Here is a 24,129-nt window from a genome sequence, read left to right on the forward strand (position 1 = left end):
CAGCCCAGCTCACCACGTCACACGGAGGAACAGCATGACCGAGACCACCGGCGCCCGCGCCGACGCCGCCCGCGCAGACCGTGGGGTGCACATCGAGCGCATCTTCACCACGCCCGGCGTCCACCCGTACGACGAGGTGACCTGGGAGCAGCGCGACGTCGTGCAGCAGAACTGGAAGACCGGCGCGACGATCTTCGAGCAGCGCGGTGTCCTCTTCCCGGACTTCTGGTCTCTCAACGCCTCCACCATCGTGACGACCAAGTACTTCCGCGGGGCGCTCGGCACCGCGGTGCGTGAGACCAGCCTCAAGCAGCTGATCGACCGTGTCGTCCTGACCTACGTCAAGGGCGGGCGCGACAACGGCTACTTCGCGAGCGACGAGGACGCGGAGATCTTCGAGCACGAACTGACCTGGGCGCTGCTGCACCAGGTGTTCAGCTTCAACTCCCCGGTGTGGTTCAACGTGGGCACCAAGAGCCCGCAGCAGGTCTCGGCGTGCTTCATCCTGTCGGTCGACGACTCGATGGACTCGATCCTCAACTGGTACAAGGAGGAGGGGTTCATCTTCAAGGGCGGTTCGGGCGCCGGCCTCAACCTCTCGCGGATCCGCTCCTCCAAGGAGCTGCTGTCCAGCGGCGGCACCGCCAGCGGTCCGGTCTCCTTCATGCGCGGCGCCGACGCGTCCGCGGGCACCATCAAGTCCGGTGGGGCCACCCGCCGTGCGGCCAAGATGGTCGTGCTCGACGTGGACCACCCCGACATCGAGGAGTTCATCGAGACCAAGGCGCGCGAGGAGGACAAGATCCGCGCGCTGCGCGACGCCGGCTTCGACATGGACCTCGGCGGCCGTGACATCACCTCGGTGCAGTACCAGAACGCCAACAACTCGGTGCGGGTGAGCGACAAGTTCATGCGCGCGGTCGAGGCCGGCACGGAGTTCGGGCTGACCGCCCGCGGCACCGGTGAGGTCATCGAGTCCGTCGACGCCCGTGAGCTGTTCGCCAAGCTCAACAAGGCGGCGTGGGAGTGCGCCGACCCCGGCATCCAGTACGACGACACGATCAACGACTGGCACACCACCCCCGAGAGCGGCCGGATCACCGCGTCCAACCCGTGCTCGGAGTACATGTCGCTGGACAACTCCTCGTGCAACCTGGCGTCGCTCAACCTGTTGAAGTTCCTGCGGGACGACGACACCTTCGACACCGCGACGTTCCAGAAGGTCGTCGAGCTGGTCATCACCGCGATGGACATCTCGATCTGCTTCGCCGACTTCCCGACCGAGGCCATCGGCGAGACCACGCGCAACTACCGCCAGCTCGGCATCGGCTACGCCAACCTCGGCGCGCTGCTGATGGCGACCGGCCACGGGTACGAGTCCGAGGGCGGCCGCAGCCTGGCCGGCGCGATCACCTCCCTGCTGACCGGCGCGGCGTACAAGCGCTCGGCCGAGCTGGCCGAGGTCGTCGGTCCGTACGCGGGCTACGCCCGCAACGCGGACGCGCACCAGAAGGTGATGCGCAAGCACCGCAGCGCCAACGACGAGCTGCGTCCGCTGGACACGATGGACGGTGAGATCCACCGCTACGCCAGCAAGGCCTGGAAGCAGGTCGTCGAGCTCGGCGCGGCCCATGGCTACCGCAACGCGCAGGCCTCGGTGCTCGCGCCGACCGGCACGATCGGCTTCATGATGGACTGCGACACCACCGGCATCGAGCCGGACTTCTCGCTGGTCAAGTTCAAGAAGCTGGTCGGTGGCGGATCGATGCAGATCGTCAACCAGACGATCCCGCGCGCGCTGAAGAAGCTGGGCTACCAGCAGGAGCAGATCGAGGCGATCGTCGAGCACATCGCCGACAAGGGCCACGTCATCAACGCGCCGGGTCTGAAGCCGGAGCACTACGAGGTCTTCGACTGCGCGATGGGCGAGCGGGCGATCAGCGCTCTCGGTCACGTGCGGATGATGGCGGCCTGCCAGCCGTTCCTGTCCGGTGCGATCTCCAAGACGGTCAACCTGCCGGAGACGGCGACCGTCGAGGACATCGCCGAGGTGCACCTGGAGGGCTGGAAGCTGGGGCTGAAGGCGCTGGCGGTCTACCGCGACAACTGCAAGGTCGGTCAACCGCTGTCCGACGGTGGCTCGACCGCCAAGGACAAGGCGGCCGCCGCTGCCGACGCCGCCGTCGAGAAGGTCATCGAGTATCGCCCGGTGCGCAAGCGCATGCCGAAGCGTCGTACCTCGCAGACCACCTCGTTCGCCGTCGGCGGTGCGGAGGGCTACCTCACCGCGGGCACCTACGACGACGGTCAGCTGGGCGAGCTCTTCCTGAAGTTCGGCAAGCAGGGCTCGACCCTCGCCGGCATGATGGACGCCTTCTCGATCGCCGTGTCCATCGGCCTGCAGTACGGCGTGCCGCTGGAGACCTTCGTGGAGAAGTTCACCAACCTGCGCTTCGAGCCTGCCGGTCTGACCGACGACCCGGACGTGCGGATGGCGCAGTCGATCATGGACTACGTCTTCCGTCGGCTGGCGCTGGACTACACCGACTTCGAGACGCGGTCGTTCATGGGCATCCACACCGCCGAGGAGCGCACCCGTCAGCTCGAGACTGGCTCTTACGCCGAGGCGACCGAGGCCGACGGTGACGAAGATGTCGCCGACGAGCTGGAGTCCTACTCCCAGTCAGCGGCGCCGTCCGCCAAGCGGCCCGAGCAGTCGACGTCGACGGTGGCTGCCAAGGACATCACCTCTGGTGCCGGCGCGGCCGACGTGCGCGAGGTCTCCTCGGAGATCCACTCATCGGCCGAGCTGATGGAGAAGTTCCAGGGCAAGTCCGCGGACGCGCCGATGTGCATGACCTGCGGCACGAAGATGCGCCCGGCCGGTAGCTGCTACGTGTGCGAGGGCTGCGGAAGCACCTCTGGCTGCAGCTGACGCTGCCGCTGATTCGACCATGCACGCCGGGGCAGATGTGCCCCGGCGTGCATGGTCGAATCGTCAATAGAGGCGGGTGGTGGAGGTCAGCACCCGCAGCGGCTCGGCAGGGCCGGCGACGACGGTGGTGCCCGGGAGGTCGGTCCACGCGCCGCCATCGACGGAGTACTGCCCGCCGTAGGTGGTGCGGACCGACGTGCTGAACGAGCCGGGTGCGTCGTAGGCGTGTGTGATGTCACCCGACGGGTAGGTCCCACCCATGGACCGGGTGGCTCCACTGGTCGAGCCGTCGCCGAAGACGAAGGTGTTGGACTTCAGGGTCGGATTGATACGCACGGCGTGACCGACGAGGGTCACCGTTCGGACCTCGCCCGGTGCGTACCCGGCGACGGGCCAGTTCGCCCGGAAGTAGGTCGGCAGCGTTACCAGCGTGCGGTTGTTCACCGGCTGGATCGAGAGCTGTGGTCTGGCGAACGGCGTCACCGACCAGGCGTGCTCGATCATGGCGAGGGTGAGCTGAGGTTTGTGTTTTCCGGGGAGGACGTCCGGATAGCACGTGGTTCCCGGCGACTCCCACGGCCCGTAGACGTTGTCCCCGGTGTCGACGCGCCGGTAGATGAAGACCCACGGACCCGGGACATGCCCCACCGTCTGGCAGTAGCTAAGGGCGTTGGGGCAGATGAACTCCTGATGTCCTGGGCCGTTGCCCGCGCACCTCAACACGGTGCTGTATTGGTATGCCGTCCCGGGCTTGTAGGTCTTACTTCCCACCGTGCCGCCGGTGGTCGTCTTCGGCGGAAGGTGAGCCGTCTCCGATTTGCTCAGCCCGACGTATGCGCCACCGTCGGTGTTGCAGGCACTCCCCCTGCATGGACCTTTATTCGTGACCGCGCCTTCAGCACCCGAGCAGACGAAGAGGGGAACTGCTGCGGCGGCAAGTGCGGTGAAAACGCGCCCGACCACTTAGCTCGCCCCAGCATCGTTCTGGATCTCTTCTACTCGCCAGAACGTCGACCATCTGAGGAAAATGACTATTGCCACCCGCTTTACTCGCGGGAAACTCGTAATGACGGCGCCGCTCGCCGACACTTGATTTGCGGCAGGAGTCGAACAAGCCAACTCGACCCGGTCGTGGTTCCCTGCTTCAGGAAACGTCGCAGCCTTGATGATGTAGGCGTCGTCGGAAAAGTGCGAACCAGTCGACTTCAATTCGTTGACAGAATTGACATAGTTGGCGCAGCTTTTGCAGGTGGGGAGGGCGAGGGGCTCTAGGACGCCCACCTTCGGGTGCTTCCCGGTCTCGTTGATCTGCTGCACGTAGTACTTGGCGAAGGCGATGCGGCCCGCATCGGTGTGGGCGCGGGCGGCCGTGGGAACTCCGGCCGGGCCGTCGTACGCAGAGGTCGAGCTGCTCGGTGCGGGGGAACTGGTCGTGGAGCTGCTCGTCGACGACGGACTGTTGGTCGTCGACGACGTGGTCGACGGCGTGGTGCTCGACCCTCCGGAGCACGCGCTCACGCTTGCCGCCCCGGCGACTGCGAGCAGCACGGCGACGGACCGGCCACGGGTGCGCGGCATGAGGACCCTCCCTGACCGGTGGCGCACCGGCCTCCTGATGGACCTGGATCGTCCACGGTGACCCAGCATGCGTGATCCGGCCGGCTCGCGTGAGCTATCCACAGGCAAAAGTGGTGCACATTCGTGCTTCGTGCGACGCGAGTGGGTGAGGGGGTCGTTGAGCCGGATGTGATCGCCCGACCGGGTCATCGGACGCTGCGTTGTCCGGCAAACGGTCAGGTCCGGCGCAGGACTGCTACTCACGGGTAGGTTGAGCGGGTTACACCTGATGAGGAGACTTCGTGACCCAACGGGCCCAGCCGCCGCTCGACTCAGAGATCGAATCAGAGCTCGACGCACATCGCGAGGCACACCTCGCTGCCCCCGCCGATAGCCAGGTCGCCGCTGCTCACCGCGCCGGCACCGCCGTACGCGGCGTCACGGGAGCCATCCGTGACACCCACGGTGCCGTCGCGAGCAAGGTCTTCGCGTCTGCGCGCCGCACTGTCGGCCCGGTCGTCACCCCGGTGGAGTTCGCGCACGACCACATCGCGCGCGCTGCGTACGGCGCGTCGGCCGTCGCGCTCGAGGGCGTGGCCGAGGCGGTCGGCGCGACTGCGGCGAAGGCCGCGCAGGCGGGCCGGACGAGCAAGTTCGGGCGGGGCACCACGCGGCGGGCGAGCGGAGTCCTCGCCTTCGTGCACGGGTTCAACGGCGACAAGATGGCGTCGTCCGGGCGGATGCCGTTGTCCTCCCCGATGAGCCTGCGCCGCTCCGGGGAGCGGGTCCCTGCGACCGCGGACGGCCTGGCCCGCGCCTACCCGGACGCCACACCCCAGATCGTCATCTTCGTGCACGGCTTCGTCGGCACCGAGCAGATGTGGAAGCGGCACGCGCACCGCGACGACGATGGGCGACGGCTCAGTTACGGGCGGCGTCTGGAGGCGCACGGTGACTGGTCGGCCCTCTGGGTGCGCTACAACACCGGGTTGCGGATCAAGTCCAACGGCTTGGAGCTCGCCCTGCTGATCGAGCAGGTCGTCGACCACTGGCCGGTGCCCGTCGAACGCGTGGTGCTGGTGGGGCACTCGATGGGCGGTCTGGTGGCGAGCAGCGCCCTGCTGCAGTGGCCGACCTCCTCGACGTGGGGACCCCTGGTGAGTGACCTGATCACCCTCGGCACGCCGTACCACGGGTCGCCGATCGAGCAGGGCGCCAACTACCTCGCCGAGTTCTTCTCCGGGTACGGCGCCACCCGGTGGCTGGGCGACGTCATCCAGTTCCGCAGCGAAGGGATCAAGGACCTGCGGCCGGGCAACCTCTTCCTCGCCGACACCCGCGGCGCGATGCCGGACGCCGCCGAATGGCGCCAGGCGCTGGCCCCGCAGATGGTCGTGCGCCATCTGGCCGTCGCAGGCGTGCTCACCAAGGATCCGCACGCGCGGCTGGGCGGGATCATCGGCGACGGGATCGTGCCGCGCGCGAGTGCTCGCGCGGGAGCGGACAACGACCTGAGCCGGTCCACCATGATGGGGTCCATGAGTCACAACGACCTGGTCAACGACCCGCGGGTCTACGAGGTCATCGCGGACGTCCTCGGCGTGCAGGCATGACCGGCGCCGCGTTCTTCGACCTCGACCGCACGCTGCTCCGCGGGGCGTCCGGGCCGATCATCACCGATGCCCTGCGCGAGGCCGGCCTGGTCACCACCAAGCTGCCCGGCGAGAGCCTGCTCTACGGCGTGTTCAACCGGTTCGGCGAGACCCTTCCGTCGATGGTCCTGGCGCGCAACGCGACGCTGGTCGCCCGCGGCAAGCGCGCCGGCGCGTTCGACGAGGCGGCGCGGCGCGCGGCGGTCGGCCTGATGGATCTGATCGAGCCGTTCGCCCACCTCACGCTGGAGAAGCACCGCGCCGCCGGGCGCAAGGTCGTCCTCGCCACGACGACACCGCTGCACCTCATCCAGCCGCTGGCCGATCTGCTCGAACTCGACGCCGTGATCGCGACGCGTTACTCCGTGGACCCGGTCTCGGGTCGGTACGACGGGGGCCTGGACGGTCCGTTCGTCTGGTCCACGGGCAAACTGGCCGCCGTTCGCGACTGGGCCGGTGAGCACGACGTGGACCTGACGCAGTCCTTCGCCTACTCCGACTCCGTCTACGACCTGCCCCTGCTGTCCGCGGTCGGACACCCGCACGCGGTCAACCCCGACCCGCGGCTGCTCGCGTTCGCGACCGTACGGCGCTGGCCGGTGGAGCACTTCAGCGCGTCTCCCGGCGTCTTCAAGGTGCCGTTCGTCGACATCGAACTGCAGCGGATCGGCCAGTGGATGGCGCGTCCCGAGGCGTTTCCCTACGCGCGGTTCGAGGTGCTCGGGACCGAACACGTGCCGAGCGAGGGCGGCGTCCTCGTGGCGGCCAACCACCGCAGCTACTTCGACCTGCCGACGATGTTCCTGGCGATGGGTCGCGCCGGCCGCACCGGCCGGTTCATGGCCAAGCGGGAAATCTTCGACGTACCGGTGGTGGGGCAGCTGATCGCCGGATCCGGCGGGATCCCGGTCGACCGGGAGAGCAAGGTCCCCGATGCTCCGGACCCGCTCGCTGCCGCCGAGACCGCGTTGCGCGGTGGCGAGCTCGTCGGGGTGATGCCGCAGGGCACCATCCCGCGCGGGCCGGATTTCTTCTCCAGTGCGCTCAAGGGCCACACGGGGGTCGCCCGGCTGGCCAAGAGCACCGGGGTGCCGGTCATCCCGTGCGCGATCTGGGGCACCGAGCAGGTCTGGCCCCGCTCGTCCAAGCTGCCGCAGATGCTCAACTACCTGCACCCGCCGCAGATCACCGTGCGTTTCGGTCCACCGGTCGAGCTGAAGTACCGCTCCGCGGCCGCCGACACCGACCGGGTGATGAAGGCGATCGCGCGCCTGCTGCCTGACGAGGCGCGCAGTCGCCGCCGCCCCACGATGGAGCAACTGGCATCCAGCTACCCCGGCGGGAAGGTGCCGCCGGCGGACCGGTCGTTCGCCCGCGCGGACGAGGCGCAGGACGAGTAGAGCCGCCCGCCCCGGATGAACATCGGGTGAACACCGGCCGTCATCCGCGTTTGCGCAGGTCAGGTGGGGTAGGCCGGCGTTCACTCGACTAGACGTTGAGTCCTCGTGGCACCCACACTTGCGCCATGAGCGCACACGCCCAAGAGGTCGTCGTCCTGGTGCTGGTCGTCGTGACCGCCCTCGGGTTCGACTTCACCAACGGCTTCCACGACACCGGGAACGCCATGGCCACCTCGATCGCGACGGGTGCGCTGAAGCCGAAGGTGGCCGTCGCCATCTCCGGCCTCCTCAACCTGGTCGGCGCCTTCCTGTCGGTGGAGGTCGCGACGACTGTCACCACGTCGGTCCTGAAGATCCAGCAGAAGGGATCGGGCAACCTGCTCGGCGGCATCACCGCGGAGACAGCGCTCATCATCATCTTCGCCGGGCTGGTGGGCGGCATCCTGTGGAACCTGTTCACCTGGTTGCACGGGCTGCCCTCCAGCTCCTCGCACGCCCTCTTCGGCGGCCTGATCGGCGCGGGTCTGGCCTCGGGCGGGCTCAGCAGGATCAACTGGGACGGCCTGGTCTCCAAGGTGCTCCTGCCCGCCGTCGCCTCACCGTTCGTCGCCGGCATCGTCGCGGCCATCGGCACCTTCCTGATCTACGCGATCACCCGGTCGGTGCGCGACAGCGAGAAGGAGAGCTCCTTCCGCTGGGGCCAGATCGGGACGGCCTCGCTGGTGTCCCTAGCGCACGGCACGGGAGACGCGCAGAAGACGATGGGCGTCATCGCGCTCGCTCTGATCGCCAAAGGCTCCCTGACCTCCGGTGACATCATGAAGAACGGCATCCCGATCTGGATCATCTTCAGCTGCGGCGCGGCGATCGCGCTCGGCACCTACCTCGGCGGCTGGCGGGTCATCCGCACCCTCGGCAAGGGCCTGGTCGACATCGACGCACCGCAGGGCATGGCCGCCGAGGCCTCGTCCGCGGCGATCATCCTGACCTCCAGCCACTTCGGGATGGCGCTCTCGACGACCCACGTCGCCTCCGGGTCGATCGTCGGCACCGGCCTCGGCCGGCCCAATTCCCAGGTGCGATGGAGTGTCGCCGGGCGGATGGCGGCCGGCTGGGTGCTCACCCTCCCGTGCGCCGCGATCGTCGGCGCCGCCTGCTACGGCGTCGCGCACCTGATCGGGGGTGTCGGCGGCGCGGTCGTCATCTTCATCGTGCTGCTGAGCGCGGCCGGGTACATGTATCTGCGCAGCCGGGCCACCGCGGTGCACGCCGGGAACGTCAACGACGAGTGGGAGGGCGCTCCGTCCGTACGTTCCGAACTGTCCGAGCGTCAACCCGCCGCCTAGGAGGCCACGATGATCACTGCGGACGAATTCGCCTCACTGTTCCGGGTCCTGCTCGCCGGGCTGGTCTTCGGCGCGGGCCTGCCCGCCCTGTTCGCTGTCGGGGTCCGGCTGCTCGCGCAGGGACACGGCGGGTCAGCAGGCGGTGCCTTCGCGGGCGACGCCGGGACGTCCGGGGGAGCGAGCCGCGGCAACCCGGTCGCCCTCGGTGCGGCGTACCTGCTCTTCGGGCTGATCGCCGTCGCGATCCTGCTGGGGGTGCTGTGGATCACCAAGGCCAGCCTGAAGCACTACCTCGGGATCGAGGTCTTTTGATGGATCGACCCGTCTTCATGGCCAACCTGATGACCTGGCTGCGCGCGGGCTATCCGGACGGCGTCCCGGAGCGCGACTACCAGCCGCTGCTCGCGCTCCTGCGTCGGCAGTTGTCCGACGAAGAGGTCAAAGACGTTGCGCGTCAACTCATCTCAGGCGCACGCGAGCACGGCGACGATGCGGCGATCTCCCGGGTCGACGTCGGCGTCCTGGTCACCAAGTACACCGACGGGGTGCCGTCCGAGTCGGATCTGCGGCGTGTGCAGGAGCGGTTGGAGAAGAAGGGCTGGCCGCTGCACGACGCCCGATGACGAGGGGCTCGCAAGTCGCCGAAGGCGGGTGACCTCGACCTAGACTCGAAGCCCATGCATCAGTCCGAGATCGTCCTCCCGCATGGGCGCGACTGTCTTTGGCGCATGCCGTCGTCGAGCACCTGGCACGTGACGCCGGGGTGGACCTGCTGCACATCAAGGGGCCGGCGACCACGGCCCGTTTCCGGCTCGTAGGTCGCACCAGCAGCGACGTCGACGTGCTGGTCCGGCCCTCTCACGTGCCCCAGCTGACGTCCGTGCTGGAGGCTGCGGAGTTCGAGCCGCGCACCGGATTCGAGTCCGGCTCGATCTTCCGGCATGCCGCCAATCTGCATCACCGTTACTGGGGCTGGGTCGATGTGCACCGCTTGTTCCCTGGTTTCGGGGTCGATGCCTCCGTCGCGTTCGAGCAGCTGTGGCAACGTCGGTGCACCGCCACGATCGCGGCGTACGACGTGCAGGTGCCGAGCGTGCTCGACCAGGCGTTGCTCATCCTTCTGCACGGCGCCCGCGACACCGCTCGCGGACGCGCGGACATCGACCGCGTCCGTGCCGCGCTCACCCCGGCCGAGCTTGATCAGGTCGCGCGCCTGGCGCAAGGGCTGGGGGCGGAGGTCGCCCTGGCGGCTGCCAGCGGAGATCTCCACCGTTTCCGCGACCGTGCCGATCACGACCTGTGGGTGGTCGCCTCCGAGGGCGGCACGCGGTTGCAGGAGTGGCGTGCCCGCTTCCGCGCGGCCACCACCCTGCCGGAGAAGGCGAAGCTGTGCGGTGAGGTGCTGCTGGTCAACCGCGACCACCTGCAGATGCGGCTGGGCCACGAGCCGTCCCGCGCGGAGTGGCTGCAGGCGACGGTGCGCCGTCCGATGGTGGCAGCGCGGGAGATCGGTGTGCTGCTGACCCGCCGTCTGCCGCGTCGAAGGGGGCGGTGATGCAGCCGGCGTACGTCGTCCCGGACGGCGTCGCGTGGGTCGTCGACGAGGACGGCGGCCCCCACGGCCCGGCCGTCTATCTGACCCGCGTCAGAGCCGGTCTCCCGATCGCCCTGGAGGGGCCGGCGGCACAGATCTGGGATGCCGCCCGCTCGATGCCTGAGGACGAGATCACCGCCGAGGTCGCGCTGGCCACCGGGCAGACCCCGGACACGGTCCGGGACTCCGTCGAGAGCTTCCTGCGCGAACTGCTCCGGCGTGGACTTCTGCAGGTGCGCGAACCCGATCAGGGGGCTGTGGACGGGTAGCATTCCTGCTGCCCACAAGAGCCGGATCGGCGCCCGTCGATCGTGGCCCGCCCTCAGGCCAAGGACCCAACACCACGTGACCGTCGTCGACTTCCTCCGGCTCAGCCGTGCGAACTGGCATGTGCTGCTCGTCGCGATCGTCGTGTGCACCCTGGGTGCGTACGCCTACGTGCTGAGCCTGCCGGTGACCTACGCGTCGTCGTCGTCGGCGTTCGTGCAGGTGGGTGGCACCGGCAACATCGCCGACACCATCAACGGCAGCCAGGTCGCTCAGCAGAAGGCACAGGCCTACACCACGCTCGTGGGCACGCTGCCGGTCGCCAACGAGGTGTCCAAGGCCACCGGCATCCCGGTCGGGCGCATCGCCGGGCACATCACGGCCAGTGTCGGAACGGCCGCCCTGATCACGGTCTCCGTCACCTGCGACACCCCCTCGGACTGCCCGAAGATCGCCAACGCGGCCCTGGTCGCGACCGCGAACACGGTGAAGAACCTGGAGAGCGACGGCGGCCAGACCGTGATACGGGTCGTGCCGCTGCAGAACGCCACGGGCGATGGCGGTCGGATCAGCCCCAACGTGAAGAAGCACGTCGAGGCCGGTTTCGCCGCCGGCGTCGTGCTGGGCTACCTACTCGCCGTCCTGCGGCTGATGCTCGACCAGCGGCTGCGCACCGTCCAGGACGTCGAGACGATCACGGGTGCGGGCACACTCGGCATCCTGCCCAAGACCTCGATGCTGCGGGGCAACTCGCGCCGGGACGCCGACCCGCACTCGCACGCCGGTGAGGCGCTGCGACAGCTGCGCACCAACCTGCGGTTCGTCAACGTCGACAACCCGCCGAAGGCGATCGTCGTCACCAGCCCCAATCCCGGTGAGGGCAAGTCCACCGTCGCGTCGACGCTGGCGCGCGTGCTCGCCGACGCCGGCACGCCCACCGTGCTCATCGACGCCGACCTGCGCCGTCCGACCGTCGCCGAGGTCTACGGCATCGACGGGTCGGTGGGGTTGTCGCAGGTCCTCGCCGGCACGGTGGAGTTGGAGGACGCGCTGCGCTCGGTCAGCACCGAAAATCTGCGGATCCTGCCCGCCGGGCGCGTGCCTCCGAACCCCTCGGAGCTGGTCGGTTCGGACCGGATGCGCTCCCTGCTCTCCACCCTGCGCGAGGACCACATGGTCATCATCGACGCGCCGCCGATCCTCCCGGTCACCGATGCGGGACTGCTCGCCGCGGCCGCCGACGGCGCCGTGCTCGTCGCAGTGATGGGCCGCACCGCGAAGGAGCAGTTGCGGGTGTCGGTCTCGATGCTGGAGCGGATCAACGCCCGCCTGCTCGGCAGCGTCATCAACCGTGCGCCGGCGCGGGGCATCGGTGCCGCCTACTACGGCTACGGCTACGGCGGCTACCGCCGGGCCAGCCAGCGTTACTACAGCTCCGAGGTGACGGAGCCGAAGCAGCAGACGGAGAGCACCCCCGACGTGGACGCCGCGACCGGTGCCGTCGACGGCGGGGCGTCGGTCAGCAGCCGCAGCGAGCGGCACGTGCACCTCAAGCGGCGCGCGAAGGTCTGAGGGTCGGCCGGTTCACCCGGTCGCGAACGAGGCCACGGACTGCCGCAGTCGCTCTGCGAACCGGGCCTCTCCGAACGTCGCCGCGTGCCCGGCGATCACCTCGGGGTCGAACTCCTGCTCGCTCAGCCGGTCCAGCGCGCGCGAGATCGCCATACTGGTCGGCTCGTCGAAGAAGACTCCGGTGACGTCCTCGCGCACGCTGTCCAAGAAGCCCCCGGCGCGGAGTGCGACCGCAGGCGTGCCGAACGCCGCCGCCTCCAGGATCGTGAGCCCGAAATCCTCGTAGCTGGCCGCGAGCAGCGCCGACGCGTGCGCGTAGCACCAGCGCAGGTGGGCGTCGTCCAACTGCGGCGCGAAGGCCACGTTGGGGGGTGCGGCGCGCCGCAGCTGATCGCGCATCGGACCGTCGCCGACGACGAGCAGCCGCTCGGAGCGACCGACGTACGCGGCGAGGACCTGGTCGACGTTCTTGTAGGGCAGCAGCCGGGCCACCAGGAGGTGGAACGGCTCCGGCGGCACCTGGGGCGGCCGCGCCATCGGACCGGTGACGTCGATCCCGTACGGCGGGTGCAGCAGCTCCGCATCGATGCCGTAGACGTCGTGGATGCGCGTCTGCACGACCCGGGAGTTGGCCCAGTAGTGGTCGGCGCGCGCCGCGGCCGCGCGGTCCCAGCGGATGAGGGGCGTCCGTACGGCGAGCGCCGCCAGACCGCGTGGGCTGCGCCAGGAGGCCCGGCCGACGTACTGGTCGGTCAGATAGAGCCAGCGTGCGGGGGAGTGGCAGTAGACCAGCATCCGACCGTCGGTGCGGAAGCCGTGTGCCCACCCGCTGGTCGAGGCGATGACCACGTCGGCGGGGATGTGGGTCCGCCCGACGGTGGCCGCGAGAAGGGGCAACGCGAAGCGGTGTTCACGGCGCAGGGGAGCCATCCGATTCAGGCCCGTCATCACGATGTTCGCGTCGCGGAACTCCGGGAACGTGCGGTCCGGTGCGTAGAGCGTGGTGTAGATCGGTGCCTCGGGGAACGCGCGATGCATGGCGAGGACCACTCGCTCGGCGCCACCGCGTTGGGTGAGGTAGTCGTGGGCGATCGCCACGGTCGGCTCACTCATGCCGGTGGTCCACACTCCCTACTCCTCAGGGCCTTTCGGCCGACGCGAACGCCTCAACGATAGGCAATGCGAGGGAGCAGTGGCGCTGCGAGGTCCGGGTAGGCTTCCGCGACGACACATGGCCCCGGGGAGATCGATGACGAACGCGCGAGCGGTGTACGACGCCCGCTGGAGCGGCCCGCACGGCATCGGCCGGTTCGCTCGGGAGGTGAGATCACGGCTTACCGGGGACTGGGAGGACGTGCCCGGCGCGGACCCGGTCTCGATGCGCGGGCTCGTGCAGCTGCAGCAGCTGACGGCCGCGCGGGCACGCCACCGCCGCCTCTTCGTCAGCCCGGGGTTCGCCGCCCCGGTGGGCTGGCGCGGGCCGGTGGTGCTGACCCTGCACGACCTGATGCACCTCGACGTGCCGGGCGAGGCCGGCCGGGGCGTGCGCAACTACTACGAGCGGGTGGTGCGCCCTGCTGTACGACGTGCGCCGCTCACCCTGACCATGTCCCAGCACGCCAAGAGCAGGATCGTGGCGTGGTCGGGCGTCGACGGCGCCCGGGTCCTCGTCGTCGGCAACGGCGTCGACGCGTCGTACACGCCGCGGGGACCCGTGCACCAACCCGGCTATCCCTACGTGCTCTACGTCGGCAACCACAGGCCGCACAAGAACCTGCCGGTGCTGCTGCGGGCGATGACCGACCCGGAGCTGCGCGATCTGCACCTGGTGATGACCGGCGATGCCGTCGCGGACACCGTGCGCGCAGCGGGCGACCTGGGGCTCGGGGAGCGGATCCACTTCGCCGGCCTCGTCCCCGAGGCGCAGCTGCCGGCGTACTACCGCGGGGCGCGGGTGGTGGCGATGCCGAGCCGGTACGAGGGCTTCGGTCTGCCGCTGCTCGAGGCGATGGCGTGCGGCGTGCCCGCGGTCGGCGGTGACGCGAGCGCTGTGCCGGAGATCGCCGGCGACGCTGCCCTGCTGGTGGATCCGGCCGACAACGATGCCGTGGCTGCGGCTCTGGTCACCGCCGCGCATGACACCGCCGTGCGGGATCGGTTGGCGCTCGCCGGGCCGCGCCGGGCTGCACGCTTCGACTGGGACGTGGTCGGTCGCACGGTGGACAGCGCGCTGCGCTCGATCGAGGTCGACTGAGCCGATCGGCTCACGTCACGCAGCTGGATCCTGCCGTGGTCGGGTGGGCATGAGTCCTGGTGTGAGGTCCCAGGTGACGCCGGTGGGTGTGACCTGGGCGGTGAGCAGGTCGCGGTGGACGATGGTGTGATGTCGCGCGCAGAGCAGTGCGGCGTTGGTGAGTGTTGTCTGTCTGCCGGCCCACCACGGGGTGATGTGGTGGTCTCGGGGTCCCCGCGAAGTATCGGAGCGCAGCGGAGAACTTCGTGGGGTGAGGTTCGCATCGCACCAGTCGGGTGGTCTTTCGCAGCCGGGGAAGGTGCAGTGCTGGTCGCGGTGGATGATCGCGGTCCGCAGGCCCCCGGTGAAGAGGCGTTTGGCGCGCCCGACGTCCAGTGGTTCGGATTCCCCACCCAGGACGATGGGGATGAGGTCGGCATCGCACGCGAGCCTGCGCAGGGTGCCCGCGTCGAGGTGCTCCCCGTCGGTGGTGCGTCCGATCCCCGGCACGTGCGTCGGTGTGAATCTGCCGCTGTCCGAACCGTGTTGGCCGAGTCGGCCTACTTCGCGAAGCCCTTCGTACAACGTCGCGTAGTCCACCGTGATGAGGATCTTGGCGGTGCCGCCGAACTCTCCGACCGGCCGCGGGCTGGTGCCGTCCAGCACACCGGCGGCGGTGTCGACCAGTCGCACCAAGGCATCCGCGCGCCGTTTGGCCGGGGTCCGGGTGTCCCGTTCCTCGATTTCCACTGGCGCGGGTGCGGACAGGGCGCGTAGGGCGTGCTTGACCATGGCGGCGTGCCCGCTCGAGAGTTCGGCGACGAACCGGGTCAGGCCACTGGGCAGGTCGGCCCAGAACACCGATTCGCAGTCCTGCTGGCGCTCCTCGTCGCGCACCAGGCGTTCGGGGGCGTACTCACCCAAGATCCGGGTGCTGAGCTGCCGCAACGTGCGAGACCCGTGGTCGGACAACGACAGATAGCGACCGAGCAGCCCGTCGCGGTCGGCGGCCGGTAGCTGCGGCAGGATCCGCGGCACCTCCCGTAGCGCCACGTCGGCGACCGGCACACTCGCCGACCCATCGGCCAGCGCGTCAACCACGACCTGGTTGCGAGGATCGGCGCAGTCCACGCCCACCCTCCCGACCCGTCGTACGACGGTCGGCTCCACACCGATCGCCTGCCGGGCCGCCCACGCCGGTGCCCCGGTCGCGGTCGAGTTCGCCACCGTGCCGCGGCTCAGCGCGTCGGCGGTCGCCAGCGCCGCGACGTTCTCCATCCGGCCGCCCATCCGCAGCATGCTCCCGACGACCTCGCCCAGCGCCGCTTCGTCCAACTGCCACAACGCGCCAGGCCACTCCTCCAGTGCGCTGCTGAAGTCGCCGAGCAGGGCCATCAACCGGGCACCAGCACCCGGCCCAGCGGGACGATGCGTATCTGTCGTCGACTGCGCCACGTCCCCTCCTGCGCTGATGACGGCACCCCTTGCCATCTACCCTGAATCATACGCCTGTTCGACCTTGCGAACAAGGGTAATTAATTCGAAAGATGTTGCGAATGTTGATCATTCGCGATCGAGTTGTCCACATCCCCTCTACGGACGTGGTCATCTTCTGAGGTCATTTACAGCTCGTCGCGAACACGTGGTCGCCTCGGTCTCTCGGGCCACCGTCTGGGACGCCGAGCAGGCCGGCACCCGACTAGCTGCCAAGTGAGTCGTTGGCGTCGCCGTCATCGGCGCCGTGCTCGTCCCGCGATATCTCCAGGTCCGGGTAGGGCTGCGCGGCGTACATCAACAGATAGGTACGCCGCTGCGGGTCGCGCCCGCGGGTGCGCGCCGCCCAGGTCGACACGACGTCGTTCAACTCCTGGACCATGGCGCGGGCCTCCTCATCGGTCAGGCGCAGCGCCGTGTCGCTGATGGTGACCACCGCGCCGTCGTCGACCGAGGTCCGGCGCATCGCGGCGCTGATGACCGCATGGGCCCAGCGTTCGAAGTGGCTGCGCCAGACCAGGCTCGCGGCACGCGTCTCGGGTGCGGCCTCGAGGGCGCGCAGGTTGACCAGGTAACCCCCTTCGGCCACGACCTTCCACACCCGGTCGCGCCGGTCACGGGCCGCCTCCGGCGCCTCCTCGACGAGTCCGTACTTGGCGAGCTGCCGCAGATGGAAGCTGGTCTGGTTGGCGGGGATGCCCAGGTCCTGGGCCAGGTCGGCGGCACGCGCCGGCCCCGTGGCGGCCAGTTCGGTCAGGATCCGGTTGCGCACCGGATGGGCGATGGCCCGCAGGGTGCGCGGGTCCTCGACGAGGGTGCTGGCCGGTCTCTTCGACACCATCCGCCAATCATAGCCAATCGCGCACGTCCTATTGCGCAACACAACGTGCGCAAGATAGCGTGCGAGATATGGCGGGGTTCCGGAGTCTGAGGCGGCAGCACGACTTCACCCTGCTGTGGGTGGGCGAGACCATCAGCGAGCTGGGCAGCCGGGTGAGCATGTTCGTCTTTCCGCTCATCGCCTATGCCCAGACCCGTTCCACGCTCGCGGCCGGGCTCGCGGAGACGGCGAATCTGCTCGGGGTCGCCGCGATGCTGTTGCCGGCGGGCGTGCTCGCCGACCGGTTCGACCGGCGCCGCATCATGCGGTGCGCGAGTGCCGTGGGCCTGGTCCTCTACCTGTCGCTGGTCGTGGCCATCGGCATGCACCGCCTCAGCCTGGTGCACCTCATCGTGGTCGCGCTGGGCACCGGTCTGGCAGCCGGCGCCTTCTCACCGGCCGAGGTGTCCGCCGTACGCACCGTGGTCCCGAGCGATCTGCTACCCACCGCTCTGGCCCAGAACCAGGCACGCCAGCACGTGGCGTCCCTGGTCGGCGGACCGATCGGGGGAGCGCTCTACGGGGTCACCCGGTGGCTGCCGTTCGCGGCGGACGCCGTGTCGTACGCCGTGTCCTGGGTGCTGCTCGGACGGATCCGCGCCGATCTCACCGCACCGGCCCGTACAGCGCCTCGTCGCCGGGTGCGCGCCGAACTGGCCGAAGGGGTCCGCTTCGTGACCCGGCACCGGTTCTTCCGGGTGCTGCTCGTCTGGTCACCGCTGCTCAACCTGACCGTCAACACCATCGCCTTCACGGCCGTGCTCCGGCTCATCCAGGCCGGTCGCAGCCCGGTGCAGATCGGCCTGGTCGAGACCGCCGCCGGCGTGTGCGGCATCGCCGGCGCCGTCTGCGCGCCCCGCGTGGTGAGGGCCCTTCCGACCGGGCTGCTCACCGTGCTGGTCGGGTGGAGCTGGGTGCCCCTGGCCGTGCCGCTGATGTTCTTCAACACGCCGCTGGCGGCCGCGGTGTCGTTGTCCGTCGGGATCTTCCTCAACCCGTCGGGCAACTCCGGTATCGGCGCGTACCGGTTGCACATCACCCCGCCGGAGCTCGTGGGCCGGGTGCAGTCGGTCAGCCAGTTCGTGTCCTATCTGCTGCTTCCGCTCTATCCCGTCGTCGCCGGACTCGCCCTGCACAGGTTGGGCGGCCCGGGGGCCATCGCCCTGTTGGTCGGCCTCACAGCGGCGGTCGCGCTCATCCCGACGCTCAGTCGGGCGGTCCGTTCCGTGCCTCGTCCCGCGGCCTGGCCACAAGCGGCCGGGAGCCGGACGGGCGGCGTCTAACGGGTGCCGGAGGCGAACGGCAGACGGTCCGCGGGACGGGACCGCTCCCACAGGCCCAGCGGGGGCGGCGCGTTCGGATCCATGATCCGGCGGCGGCTGAGCGCCAGATGGCGCAGCGCCACGCCCACGGCGATCATGGCCGGCGGCGCCAGGAAGACCTCTCCGAGGTTGGCCGCGCACACGAGCACGCCGATGAGGGAGGCCTCGATCCACGGCTTGCGGTGCCCGGCGGGCAGGCGCAGCAGATTCCACAGCAGGAGGGCGTAGAGAGCGACGACTATCAGGAGCAGGATCCAGCCTCCTTCGGCTCGCAACGCCAGGTAGGAGTTGTGGAAATAGAAGGTGTCACCGTCGACATTGGTCCGCGCGCTGCCGGCGCCGTGCCCGTAGAGCGGGTGCTCGGAGACGGTCAGCCGCTCGGCGCGGGAGATCCTGCGGCGCAGCGCATCACTGCCGCCCCGGCCGGCGAAGATGCCGGTGGCGTAGTCGGTGGCCGGCAGGGTGTGGACGTACCACATGACCGAGCCGACCACGACGACCCGGACCCAGACCTGCACCCGGTCTCCCACGACCACCCACAGGATCACGATCACCATCGCGAAGAGGGAGGTGCGCGAGAAGGTGGCGAAGACCGCCGAGGCCCCCGCCACCGCGATCAGCACCCGCGCGAGACGGGTGCGGACGTACGCGAACGCGACGCATCCGAGCACCACCAGGCACAGGCCGGCGTTGTTGGGGTCGCCCCACCCGCCGACGAGACGACCGACGTACCCGTTCGCGCCGAGCGTCCCCAGCCCCCAGAGCGATCCCAGCACCACCGCGATGCCCGCTCCGCGAGCCACCGAGATCACACACAGCCGGCCCGAGGCGATCACCAGCACGAGCAGCGCCTCCATGCCCAGGTTCGCCAGTCGTTTGGTGCCCGAGATGTGGTTGAGGTAGGAGCTGACGACCAGCCAGCCGGGGATCGCCAGCGTCAGCCAGACGCCCCAGTTCGGCCGCGGAACGCCGCGGGTGGGCACGACGAACGCCGCACCGAAGACGGCCGCGCCGAGCAGGAGCGAACTAGGCGGCACCGGCAGCCCCGCGCCGTACTTGTCGGCGGCGAGGGAGGCGAAGATCGCCAGCACCGAGAGGGTCGCCGAGATGACCTTCGGGTTGTCCATCCGCTCGAGCGCACCGGGGACGTCGGCGTCCTTGGGCTGCCGGTGCTCGGCGAGCGAGCGTTCCTGCAGCAGGGTCATGGCGGTCTTCCGGGTGGGTTTCTGGGAGCTCGGGTGCGGGCAGAGTCTATGGTTTCGCGGCGTCGCGCGGTCCGCTGGAGACCGGGCGGTCCAGGCCGTCGTAGACCTCGCCGATCGCGGCGGCCATCCCGGCCGGGGTCGGCCAGGACGGGGGCAGCCGTGGCCGCTGTGCGGGTATGCCGCCCTGACGTGCGATCGCGGCGGCCACCTGCGCCGGTGCGTCCGGATCGGCCAGACACTGCTCGGGCAGGATCTCGGGGTTGCCCCCGACCGGGCTGGCCACCACTCCGACGCCGGCTCCGACGGCGTCCAGCAGCGTGTAGGAGCAGTTCTCCCAGACCGAGAGCTGGGCGACGACGTCACAGTCGTCGAGCGCGCTCGAGGGGTCGACGAAGCCGGGGAAGTCGACCCGGTCGGCGATACCGAGACGACCCGCGAGGGCGCGCAGCGGCCCGTCGAGCTCTCCGTCGCCGGCGACCGTGAGGTGTGCCCCGGGGTGCTCCCGCACCACCAGCGCGAACGCCTGCAGGAGTGTCTCGATCCGCTTCTCCGGTGCGAGCCGGGACAGCGACAGCACCCGGGGGCATCGGTCGCGGGACGATTCACACTGTCGGTCGGTGGGTCGAAACCGTTGGGAATGATGGTGATCGAAGCATCGGTGTGCCAGTTGGCGCGCATCGCCCCGGCGGTCGCGTGCGAGACCGCGATCAAGCGGTCGGCGCGCCGTAGCCGCGCCTGGTGGGAGCGGCGCATGATCTGCGAGCGCCACCTGCTGCCCTGATAGACCAGGTCGTCGGCCGCGATCCCGTGCTCGGTGCTCACTCTCGCTGCACCGTCTAGGGGAGTGAGCGCCGCGACGATGTCGGCGTATGCCAGGTGGGTGTGCACGAGCGCGGGCCGCAGGGTCGCGCAGGTGTGCCGCAGGGTCCGGATCGACGCGCGCAGCCCGGCGTCGGGACCGAACGCCGCCGCCACGACCGGCACCCCGGCCTCCTGCAACCGGGTCACCAGGGGACCCGGCGGGCACAGCACGACCGCCCGCCAGCCGGGGATGCCCGCGGTGAGCGCGTCGAGGGTGTGCCGGGCGACGCCCGCCAGGTTGGCGACCGGCAGCGCCCACAGCGCGATCGGGCGGGTGTTCAGAACCACGCCTCGAGTCGGTCGAGCGCCACCCAGAATCCCTCACCGCCCCCGACGTGGCCCTGCCAGATCTCCGGGATGAATCCCGCATGCGGCGCGAGCTGGTCCAGCTGGGTCGCCAGTGCCGCGAAGTCGACCTCACCGTCGGCGATCTGCACCCCTTCGCCGTCGACGCCCGTGGCGTCCACGATGTGCAGGTGCTCGGTGTGCGGGCCGAGGAGGTCGACGTACTCGCTGAAGGGCCGCCCGGCGAAGTTGGCGGCGAGCTTGCTGTGCGAGACGTCGAGGGTGAGCTTGCGGTCGTGTCGCTGCGCGAACGCCGCGGTGTCGCGTGCGTCGAGGAAGAGGTTATGGAACTGCTGCCCGCCCATGAGCCACGGGTACGGCGGGAGTGTCTGCGCGGTCAGCCGCACCCCGGTCTCGTCGACCTTCGACAGGCCCTCGGCCACCCGTGCGTACATCCGCTCCCGCAGCGACGGGTCGACGTGCTCGTCGGCGGTGAACCCGCCGAGCGTCGCCACGATGAGCGGATCCTGCGCGCAGGTGAAGTGCGGGCGCAGCGAGCGGGTGATGTCGATGACGCGCTGGAGCTCGGTGATCGAGCGCTCCCAGATGGCCGGGTCCTCACTGGCGAGGTCGAGGATGAAGTCGCCGCTGAAGAGGTCGGGGGTGTGGGTGGTGAACGCGTACGGTGCGGCAGCAAGCTCGACGTCGGCGGGGAAGATCTGCGACAGGTCGAGGTCGAGATCCTTGTAGCTGAAATGGAATTCGACGAAATCGGCGTTCGAGCCGCGGACCAGCGAGCGGAAGTCGTGGTAGCGCACGGGCAGGCCCCAGGGCCGTCGGAAGGAGAACTGGCGACGGTCGATCTGGGCGGTGCCGAGGTCTCCGTCGTAGAAGAAGTCGCCCTCGTCGATGTCACGGCGCGACACCCGACCGACCAGCTGTTGCAGCGCGTTCGGCTGCAGACCCCGACCGGGGCTCTTGATGGTCACGGCATCGGCGGTGATGGTCTCACCGGTCGCGATGGCGCGGGTCGCGACCAGGCTCTTGGCCAGGTTGACCCGGTTCATCATCTCCCCGGTCGACACCTCACGGGGGGCGGCGCTGCCGAGCGCCTCCTCCACCTCGCGGATGCGGTCGACCATCTGCGCGAACTCCTGCGGCAGCAACGACACCTTGTGGTCGTTGCCCTCCAGGGACCGGTCGAGGGTGAAGTGCTTCTCCACGATGTGCGCACCCCGGGCGACGGCGGCGACGGGCACGTGGAAGCCGCGCTCGTGCCCGGAGTAGCCGACGACGCACTGGCCGATCTGGGCGAGGCGGTCCATGTAGGCGAGATTCACGTCCTTGAACGGCGCCGGGTAGGTCGACTGGCAGTGCAGCAGCGCGAAGCTCGCTCCGGTGGACCGGACCAGCGCGGCGCTCTCGCGGATCTCGTCCTCGCGGGACATGCCGGTCGACAGCACGAGCGGCAGCCCGTATCCGGCAGCTTCCCGCAGCAGCGCGTGGTTGGTCAGGTCGGCCGACGCGATCTTCAGGGCCGGGATGCCGTAGTCGGCAAGGGCTTTGACACTCGGACTGTCCCACGGCGTGCACATCACGTCGATGCCGCGATCGCGACAGTGATCGAAGACGATGCTCAGCCGGTCGAAGTCGAGGGCGAACTTGGCCAGCAGATCGAGGGTGTACTGCGCGCCGAGATCCTCACCCGCCGTCGAGCCCTGGGGGCCGCGGTAGAGCGCGGCCATGTCGCGCAGCTGGAACTTCACAGCGTCCGCCCCGGCATCGGCGGCGAGGTCGACCAACTGCCGCGCCAGGTCGACGGACCCCTGGTGGTTGTTGCCGATCTCGGCGATCAGGAACGCGGGGTGACCCGGTCCGATCGCGTGGGCGCCGATCCGCAGCTCGTCGTCGCGGTCGATGGCGATGGCGATCATCCGGTGCTGCTCGTCGACGAGCGGGACGTGGGTGACGCCGGGCCGGAAGGCTGCGCGCAACGACGCGGTCGGCGTACCGAAACGGCCGCTCGCGACGTCTCGGTGGGCCACCTGGACCGCCGGGGTCTGCAGATCTGCATCCGGGGTGGCGACGATCCAGCGACGGAAGTCGCCGTCGGACAGTGCCCCCTCGAGGTGGCCCTGCTGCCCGACGCAGAAGACGATGCGCTCCTTGTTGTCGCTGATCTTGCCCAGCGCACGGACGATCGGGTCTTCGGAGAAAACGATGTACGGCGCGATGTTGCGTTCGATGATCATGCGGAACCACCTGGTGTCGAACGGATCTCGGCGAGGCGACGCATCTCGTGCGCTGCCAGGCGCAGGTCGTGCTCGGTGTCGATGTCGATGCCCTCCACCTCGTCCATCACGAAGAGCTCGATGCGGCCGCCGAGACGGTTGTCGCACTGCTCATAGACCCATGGTCGGGTGAGGTAGAGCGAGCCCGTCTCGCGGTAGCGCAGTTGCCCCGAGGTGAGGTCCTGCCGGCGGGGCCGCGCGGTGACGTCGTAGTCCGCCCGCGGCGGCTGCCCGTGGCGTGCCTGCCACCAGAAGAACGGCGCGAACGGCACGACTCCGACCAGCGAGTCCGCTCCCGAGGAGTCGAACTGGCTCATCGCCCGCTCGAGCGTGCCGGGCAGCCGGAGTGGCGAGGTCGCCTGCAGCAGCATCACGGCGTCCGGCGATCGTCCCTCACCCACCCGATGCGCGATCGCGTGCCGCACCACCGGCTCGGTGGGGGTGTCGTCCCGGGCCAGCTCGGGCGGCCGCAGGAAGGGCACGTCGGCGCCCGCCGAGCGCGCGACCTCGGCGATGCGTTCGTCGTCGGTGGAGACGAGGACGTCCAGGCCCGGTGTGTTCAGCGCCTGTTCGATGGTCCACACGACGAGGGGACGGCCCTCGATCTGCCGCAGATTCTTGCCGGGCACGCCCTTGGAGCCGCCGCGCACGGGGATCACACAGAGGGTGTTCACCTGCTGGTCCTTCCGCTGAAGTCGATGACCGCCGCCCGGATCGCGGCGGTGGGGTCCGTCCCCGTCGACGGCGTCGGAGTCGGCTCGCCGCCCCAGGGGCGCATGTCGTACCTGGCCCAGAACTCTTCCAGCCACGGTGGCGGGTCGGGGTAGTGCACGAAGGCGGGCACCCCGCGCGCCGCGGCCTCGAGCACGCCGGTGGAGAACGCTGCGGCGACCGGCCCCCCATGCGTCCGCAGCGGCGTGCCGCTCCGGTCGAGGGTGATGCCGCGGCGTTCCCACACGCGGTGCTGGGAGCGCGAGAGCCGGTCGGTCTCGGACGGGTGCGGGCGGTAGGTCGCGCCGGTGTCGCGGCAGAAGCCGTACGCCGCGTGGGCGAGCCCGCGCCGCGGCAGTTCGGCGCCGTGCAACTGACCCAGATAGGTGAGGGGGTCTCGGCCGAGGCCGCGCCTGCCGGTGCGACCGCGGCCGCTGCCAGTAGTTGCGATCCGACCACCTGCGCGGTCACGTCGTCGCGGCCCAGCGTCCAGAAGTCCGCGTCGGCCGCGGACCATGCGAGGG

At 69.8% G+C, this 24,129-nt stretch carries 22 protein-coding genes and 1 pseudogene; 12 read left to right on the forward strand and 11 right to left on the reverse strand.

Features of this window, described 5'->3' with window-relative positions:
* The first annotated feature begins 34 nt into the window (after positions 1-34).
* On the forward strand, positions 35-2,935 hold the full coding sequence (locus LVQ62_RS09810) for a vitamin B12-dependent ribonucleotide reductase (protein ID WP_233761234.1): 2,901 nt from the start codon (positions 35-37) through the stop codon (positions 2,933-2,935).
* 63 nt (positions 2,936-2,998) lie between these two features.
* Here LVQ62_RS09810 and LVQ62_RS09815 read toward each other — a convergent pair whose 3' ends face one another.
* Both LVQ62_RS09815 and LVQ62_RS09820 read right to left on the reverse strand, forming a co-directional pair.
* Positions 2,999-3,706, reverse strand: coding sequence for a hypothetical protein (locus LVQ62_RS09815; protein ID WP_233761236.1), 708 nt, complete (start codon positions 3,704-3,706; stop codon positions 2,999-3,001).
* Between the two features lie 192 nt (positions 3,707-3,898).
* Positions 3,899-4,252, reverse strand: coding sequence for a hypothetical protein (locus tag LVQ62_RS09820; RefSeq protein WP_233761238.1), 354 nt, complete (start codon positions 4,250-4,252; stop codon positions 3,899-3,901).
* Positions 4,253-4,271: 19 nt separating this feature from the next.
* Here LVQ62_RS09820 and LVQ62_RS09825 point away from each other — a divergent pair, with 19 nt between their 5' ends.
* The 9 genes from LVQ62_RS09825 to LVQ62_RS09865 all read left to right on the forward strand — a co-directional run bounded on the left by LVQ62_RS09825 (position 4,272) and on the right by LVQ62_RS09865 (position 12,323).
* Positions 4,272-4,574, forward strand: coding sequence for a hypothetical protein (locus tag LVQ62_RS09825; RefSeq protein ID WP_233761240.1), 303 nt, complete (start codon positions 4,272-4,274; stop codon positions 4,572-4,574).
* Positions 4,575-4,794: 220 nt separating this feature from the next.
* A complete protein-coding gene (locus tag LVQ62_RS09830) occupies positions 4,795-6,105 on the forward strand; it encodes an alpha/beta fold hydrolase (protein WP_179481628.1) in 1,311 nt (436 codons plus the stop codon).
* Positions 6,102-7,544 carry an HAD-IB family hydrolase gene (locus LVQ62_RS09835; RefSeq protein ID WP_233761243.1) on the forward strand — a complete coding sequence of 481 codons (1,443 nt, stop codon included), beginning with the start codon at positions 6,102-6,104 and terminating at the stop codon, positions 7,542-7,544. The genes LVQ62_RS09830 and LVQ62_RS09835 overlap by 4 nt, the downstream gene beginning before the upstream one ends.
* Before the next feature lie 125 nt (positions 7,545-7,669).
* Complete coding sequence (locus LVQ62_RS09840; protein ID WP_233761245.1) at positions 7,670-8,890, forward strand: inorganic phosphate transporter; 1,221 nt, start codon at positions 7,670-7,672, stop codon at positions 8,888-8,890.
* Positions 8,891-8,899: 9 nt separating this feature from the next.
* Complete coding sequence (locus LVQ62_RS09845) at positions 8,900-9,202, forward strand: hypothetical protein (RefSeq protein ID WP_233761247.1); 303 nt, start codon at positions 8,900-8,902, stop codon at positions 9,200-9,202.
* A complete protein-coding gene (locus LVQ62_RS09850; RefSeq protein WP_179481620.1) occupies positions 9,202-9,513 on the forward strand; it encodes a DUF3349 domain-containing protein in 312 nt (103 codons plus the stop codon). The genes LVQ62_RS09845 and LVQ62_RS09850 overlap by 1 nt, the downstream gene beginning before the upstream one ends.
* Positions 9,514-9,611: 98 nt before the next feature.
* A complete protein-coding gene (locus LVQ62_RS09855) occupies positions 9,612-10,445 on the forward strand; it encodes a nucleotidyltransferase family protein (RefSeq protein WP_233761249.1) in 834 nt (277 codons plus the stop codon).
* The gene (locus LVQ62_RS09860; RefSeq protein WP_179481616.1) at positions 10,445-10,753 is read left to right on the forward strand and encodes a PqqD family peptide modification chaperone; all 309 of its coding nucleotides are present in this window, start codon (positions 10,445-10,447) and stop codon (positions 10,751-10,753) included. Before LVQ62_RS09855 ends, LVQ62_RS09860 begins: the two co-directional genes overlap by 1 nt.
* Before the next feature lie 76 nt (positions 10,754-10,829).
* Entirely contained in the window at positions 10,830-12,323 is a 1,494-nt protein-coding gene (locus LVQ62_RS09865; protein WP_233761251.1) for a polysaccharide biosynthesis tyrosine autokinase, read from the forward strand.
* Between the two features lie 12 nt (positions 12,324-12,335).
* Here the strand turns inward: LVQ62_RS09865 and LVQ62_RS09870 are convergent, their stop codons facing one another.
* The gene (locus LVQ62_RS09870; RefSeq protein WP_208050832.1) at positions 12,336-13,436 is read right to left on the reverse strand and encodes a glycosyltransferase; all 1,101 of its coding nucleotides are present in this window, start codon (positions 13,434-13,436) and stop codon (positions 12,336-12,338) included.
* 136 nt (positions 13,437-13,572) lie between these two features.
* On the opposite strand from LVQ62_RS09870, the gene LVQ62_RS09875 reads away from it, so the two are divergent.
* Positions 13,573-14,577: a glycosyltransferase family 1 protein gene (locus LVQ62_RS09875; RefSeq protein ID WP_233761253.1), complete on the forward strand. Its 1,005-nt coding sequence runs from the start codon at positions 13,573-13,575 to the stop codon at positions 14,575-14,577.
* A 15-nt stretch (positions 14,578-14,592) separates the two neighbouring features.
* Here LVQ62_RS09875 and LVQ62_RS09880 read toward each other — a convergent pair whose 3' ends face one another.
* Both LVQ62_RS09880 and LVQ62_RS09885 read right to left on the reverse strand, forming a co-directional pair.
* Positions 14,593-15,951 carry an HNH endonuclease signature motif containing protein gene (locus LVQ62_RS09880; protein WP_233761255.1) on the reverse strand — a complete coding sequence of 453 codons (1,359 nt, stop codon included), beginning with the start codon at positions 15,949-15,951 and terminating at the stop codon, positions 14,593-14,595.
* 304 nt (positions 15,952-16,255) lie between these two features.
* Entirely contained in the window at positions 16,256-16,891 is a 636-nt protein-coding gene (locus LVQ62_RS09885) for a helix-turn-helix domain-containing protein (RefSeq protein WP_179481606.1), read from the reverse strand.
* Positions 16,892-16,959: 68 nt separating this feature from the next.
* Here LVQ62_RS09885 and LVQ62_RS09890 point away from each other — a divergent pair, with 68 nt between their 5' ends.
* Positions 16,960-18,213 (forward strand): MFS transporter, encoded by a 1,254-nt coding sequence (locus tag LVQ62_RS09890; protein ID WP_233761257.1) that lies wholly within the window; start codon positions 16,960-16,962, stop codon positions 18,211-18,213.
* On the opposite strand, the gene LVQ62_RS09895 is transcribed toward LVQ62_RS09890, so the two are convergent.
* The 6 genes and pseudogenes from LVQ62_RS09895 to LVQ62_RS09920 all read right to left on the reverse strand — a co-directional run bounded on the left by LVQ62_RS09895 (position 18,210) and on the right by LVQ62_RS09920 (position 23,978).
* Entirely contained in the window at positions 18,210-19,457 is a 1,248-nt protein-coding gene (locus tag LVQ62_RS09895; protein ID WP_179481602.1) for an O-antigen ligase family protein, read from the reverse strand. The genes LVQ62_RS09890 and LVQ62_RS09895 overlap by 4 nt on opposite strands.
* 46 nt (positions 19,458-19,503) lie before the next feature.
* Positions 19,504-20,034: a glycosyltransferase gene (locus LVQ62_RS09900; RefSeq protein WP_233761259.1), complete on the reverse strand. Its 531-nt coding sequence runs from the start codon at positions 20,032-20,034 to the stop codon at positions 19,504-19,506.
* Positions 20,035-20,135: 101 nt separating this feature from the next.
* Positions 20,136-20,606, reverse strand: a pseudogene (locus LVQ62_RS17830) (glycosyltransferase family 4 protein); the annotation flags it as partial.
* Entirely contained in the window at positions 20,597-22,855 is a 2,259-nt protein-coding gene (locus LVQ62_RS09910; protein ID WP_233761263.1) for an N-acetylneuraminate synthase family protein, read from the reverse strand. The gene LVQ62_RS09910 and the pseudogene LVQ62_RS17830, both read right to left, overlap by 10 nt.
* Positions 22,852-23,568, reverse strand: a complete 717-nt coding sequence (locus LVQ62_RS09915) for a cytidylyltransferase domain-containing protein (RefSeq protein WP_233761265.1) — start codon at positions 23,566-23,568, stop codon at positions 22,852-22,854. Before LVQ62_RS09915 ends, LVQ62_RS09910 begins: the two co-directional genes overlap by 4 nt.
* On the reverse strand, positions 23,565-23,978 hold the full coding sequence (locus LVQ62_RS09920) for a hypothetical protein (protein ID WP_233761267.1): 414 nt from the start codon (positions 23,976-23,978) through the stop codon (positions 23,565-23,567). Before LVQ62_RS09920 ends, LVQ62_RS09915 begins: the two co-directional genes overlap by 4 nt.
* Positions 23,979-24,129: the final 151 nt, after the last annotated feature.

It is taken from the genome of Allobranchiibius sp. GilTou73, from assembly GCF_021391335.1.
GTDB classification, from domain to species: Bacteria; Actinomycetota; Actinomycetes; order Actinomycetales; family Dermatophilaceae; genus Allobranchiibius; species Allobranchiibius huperziae.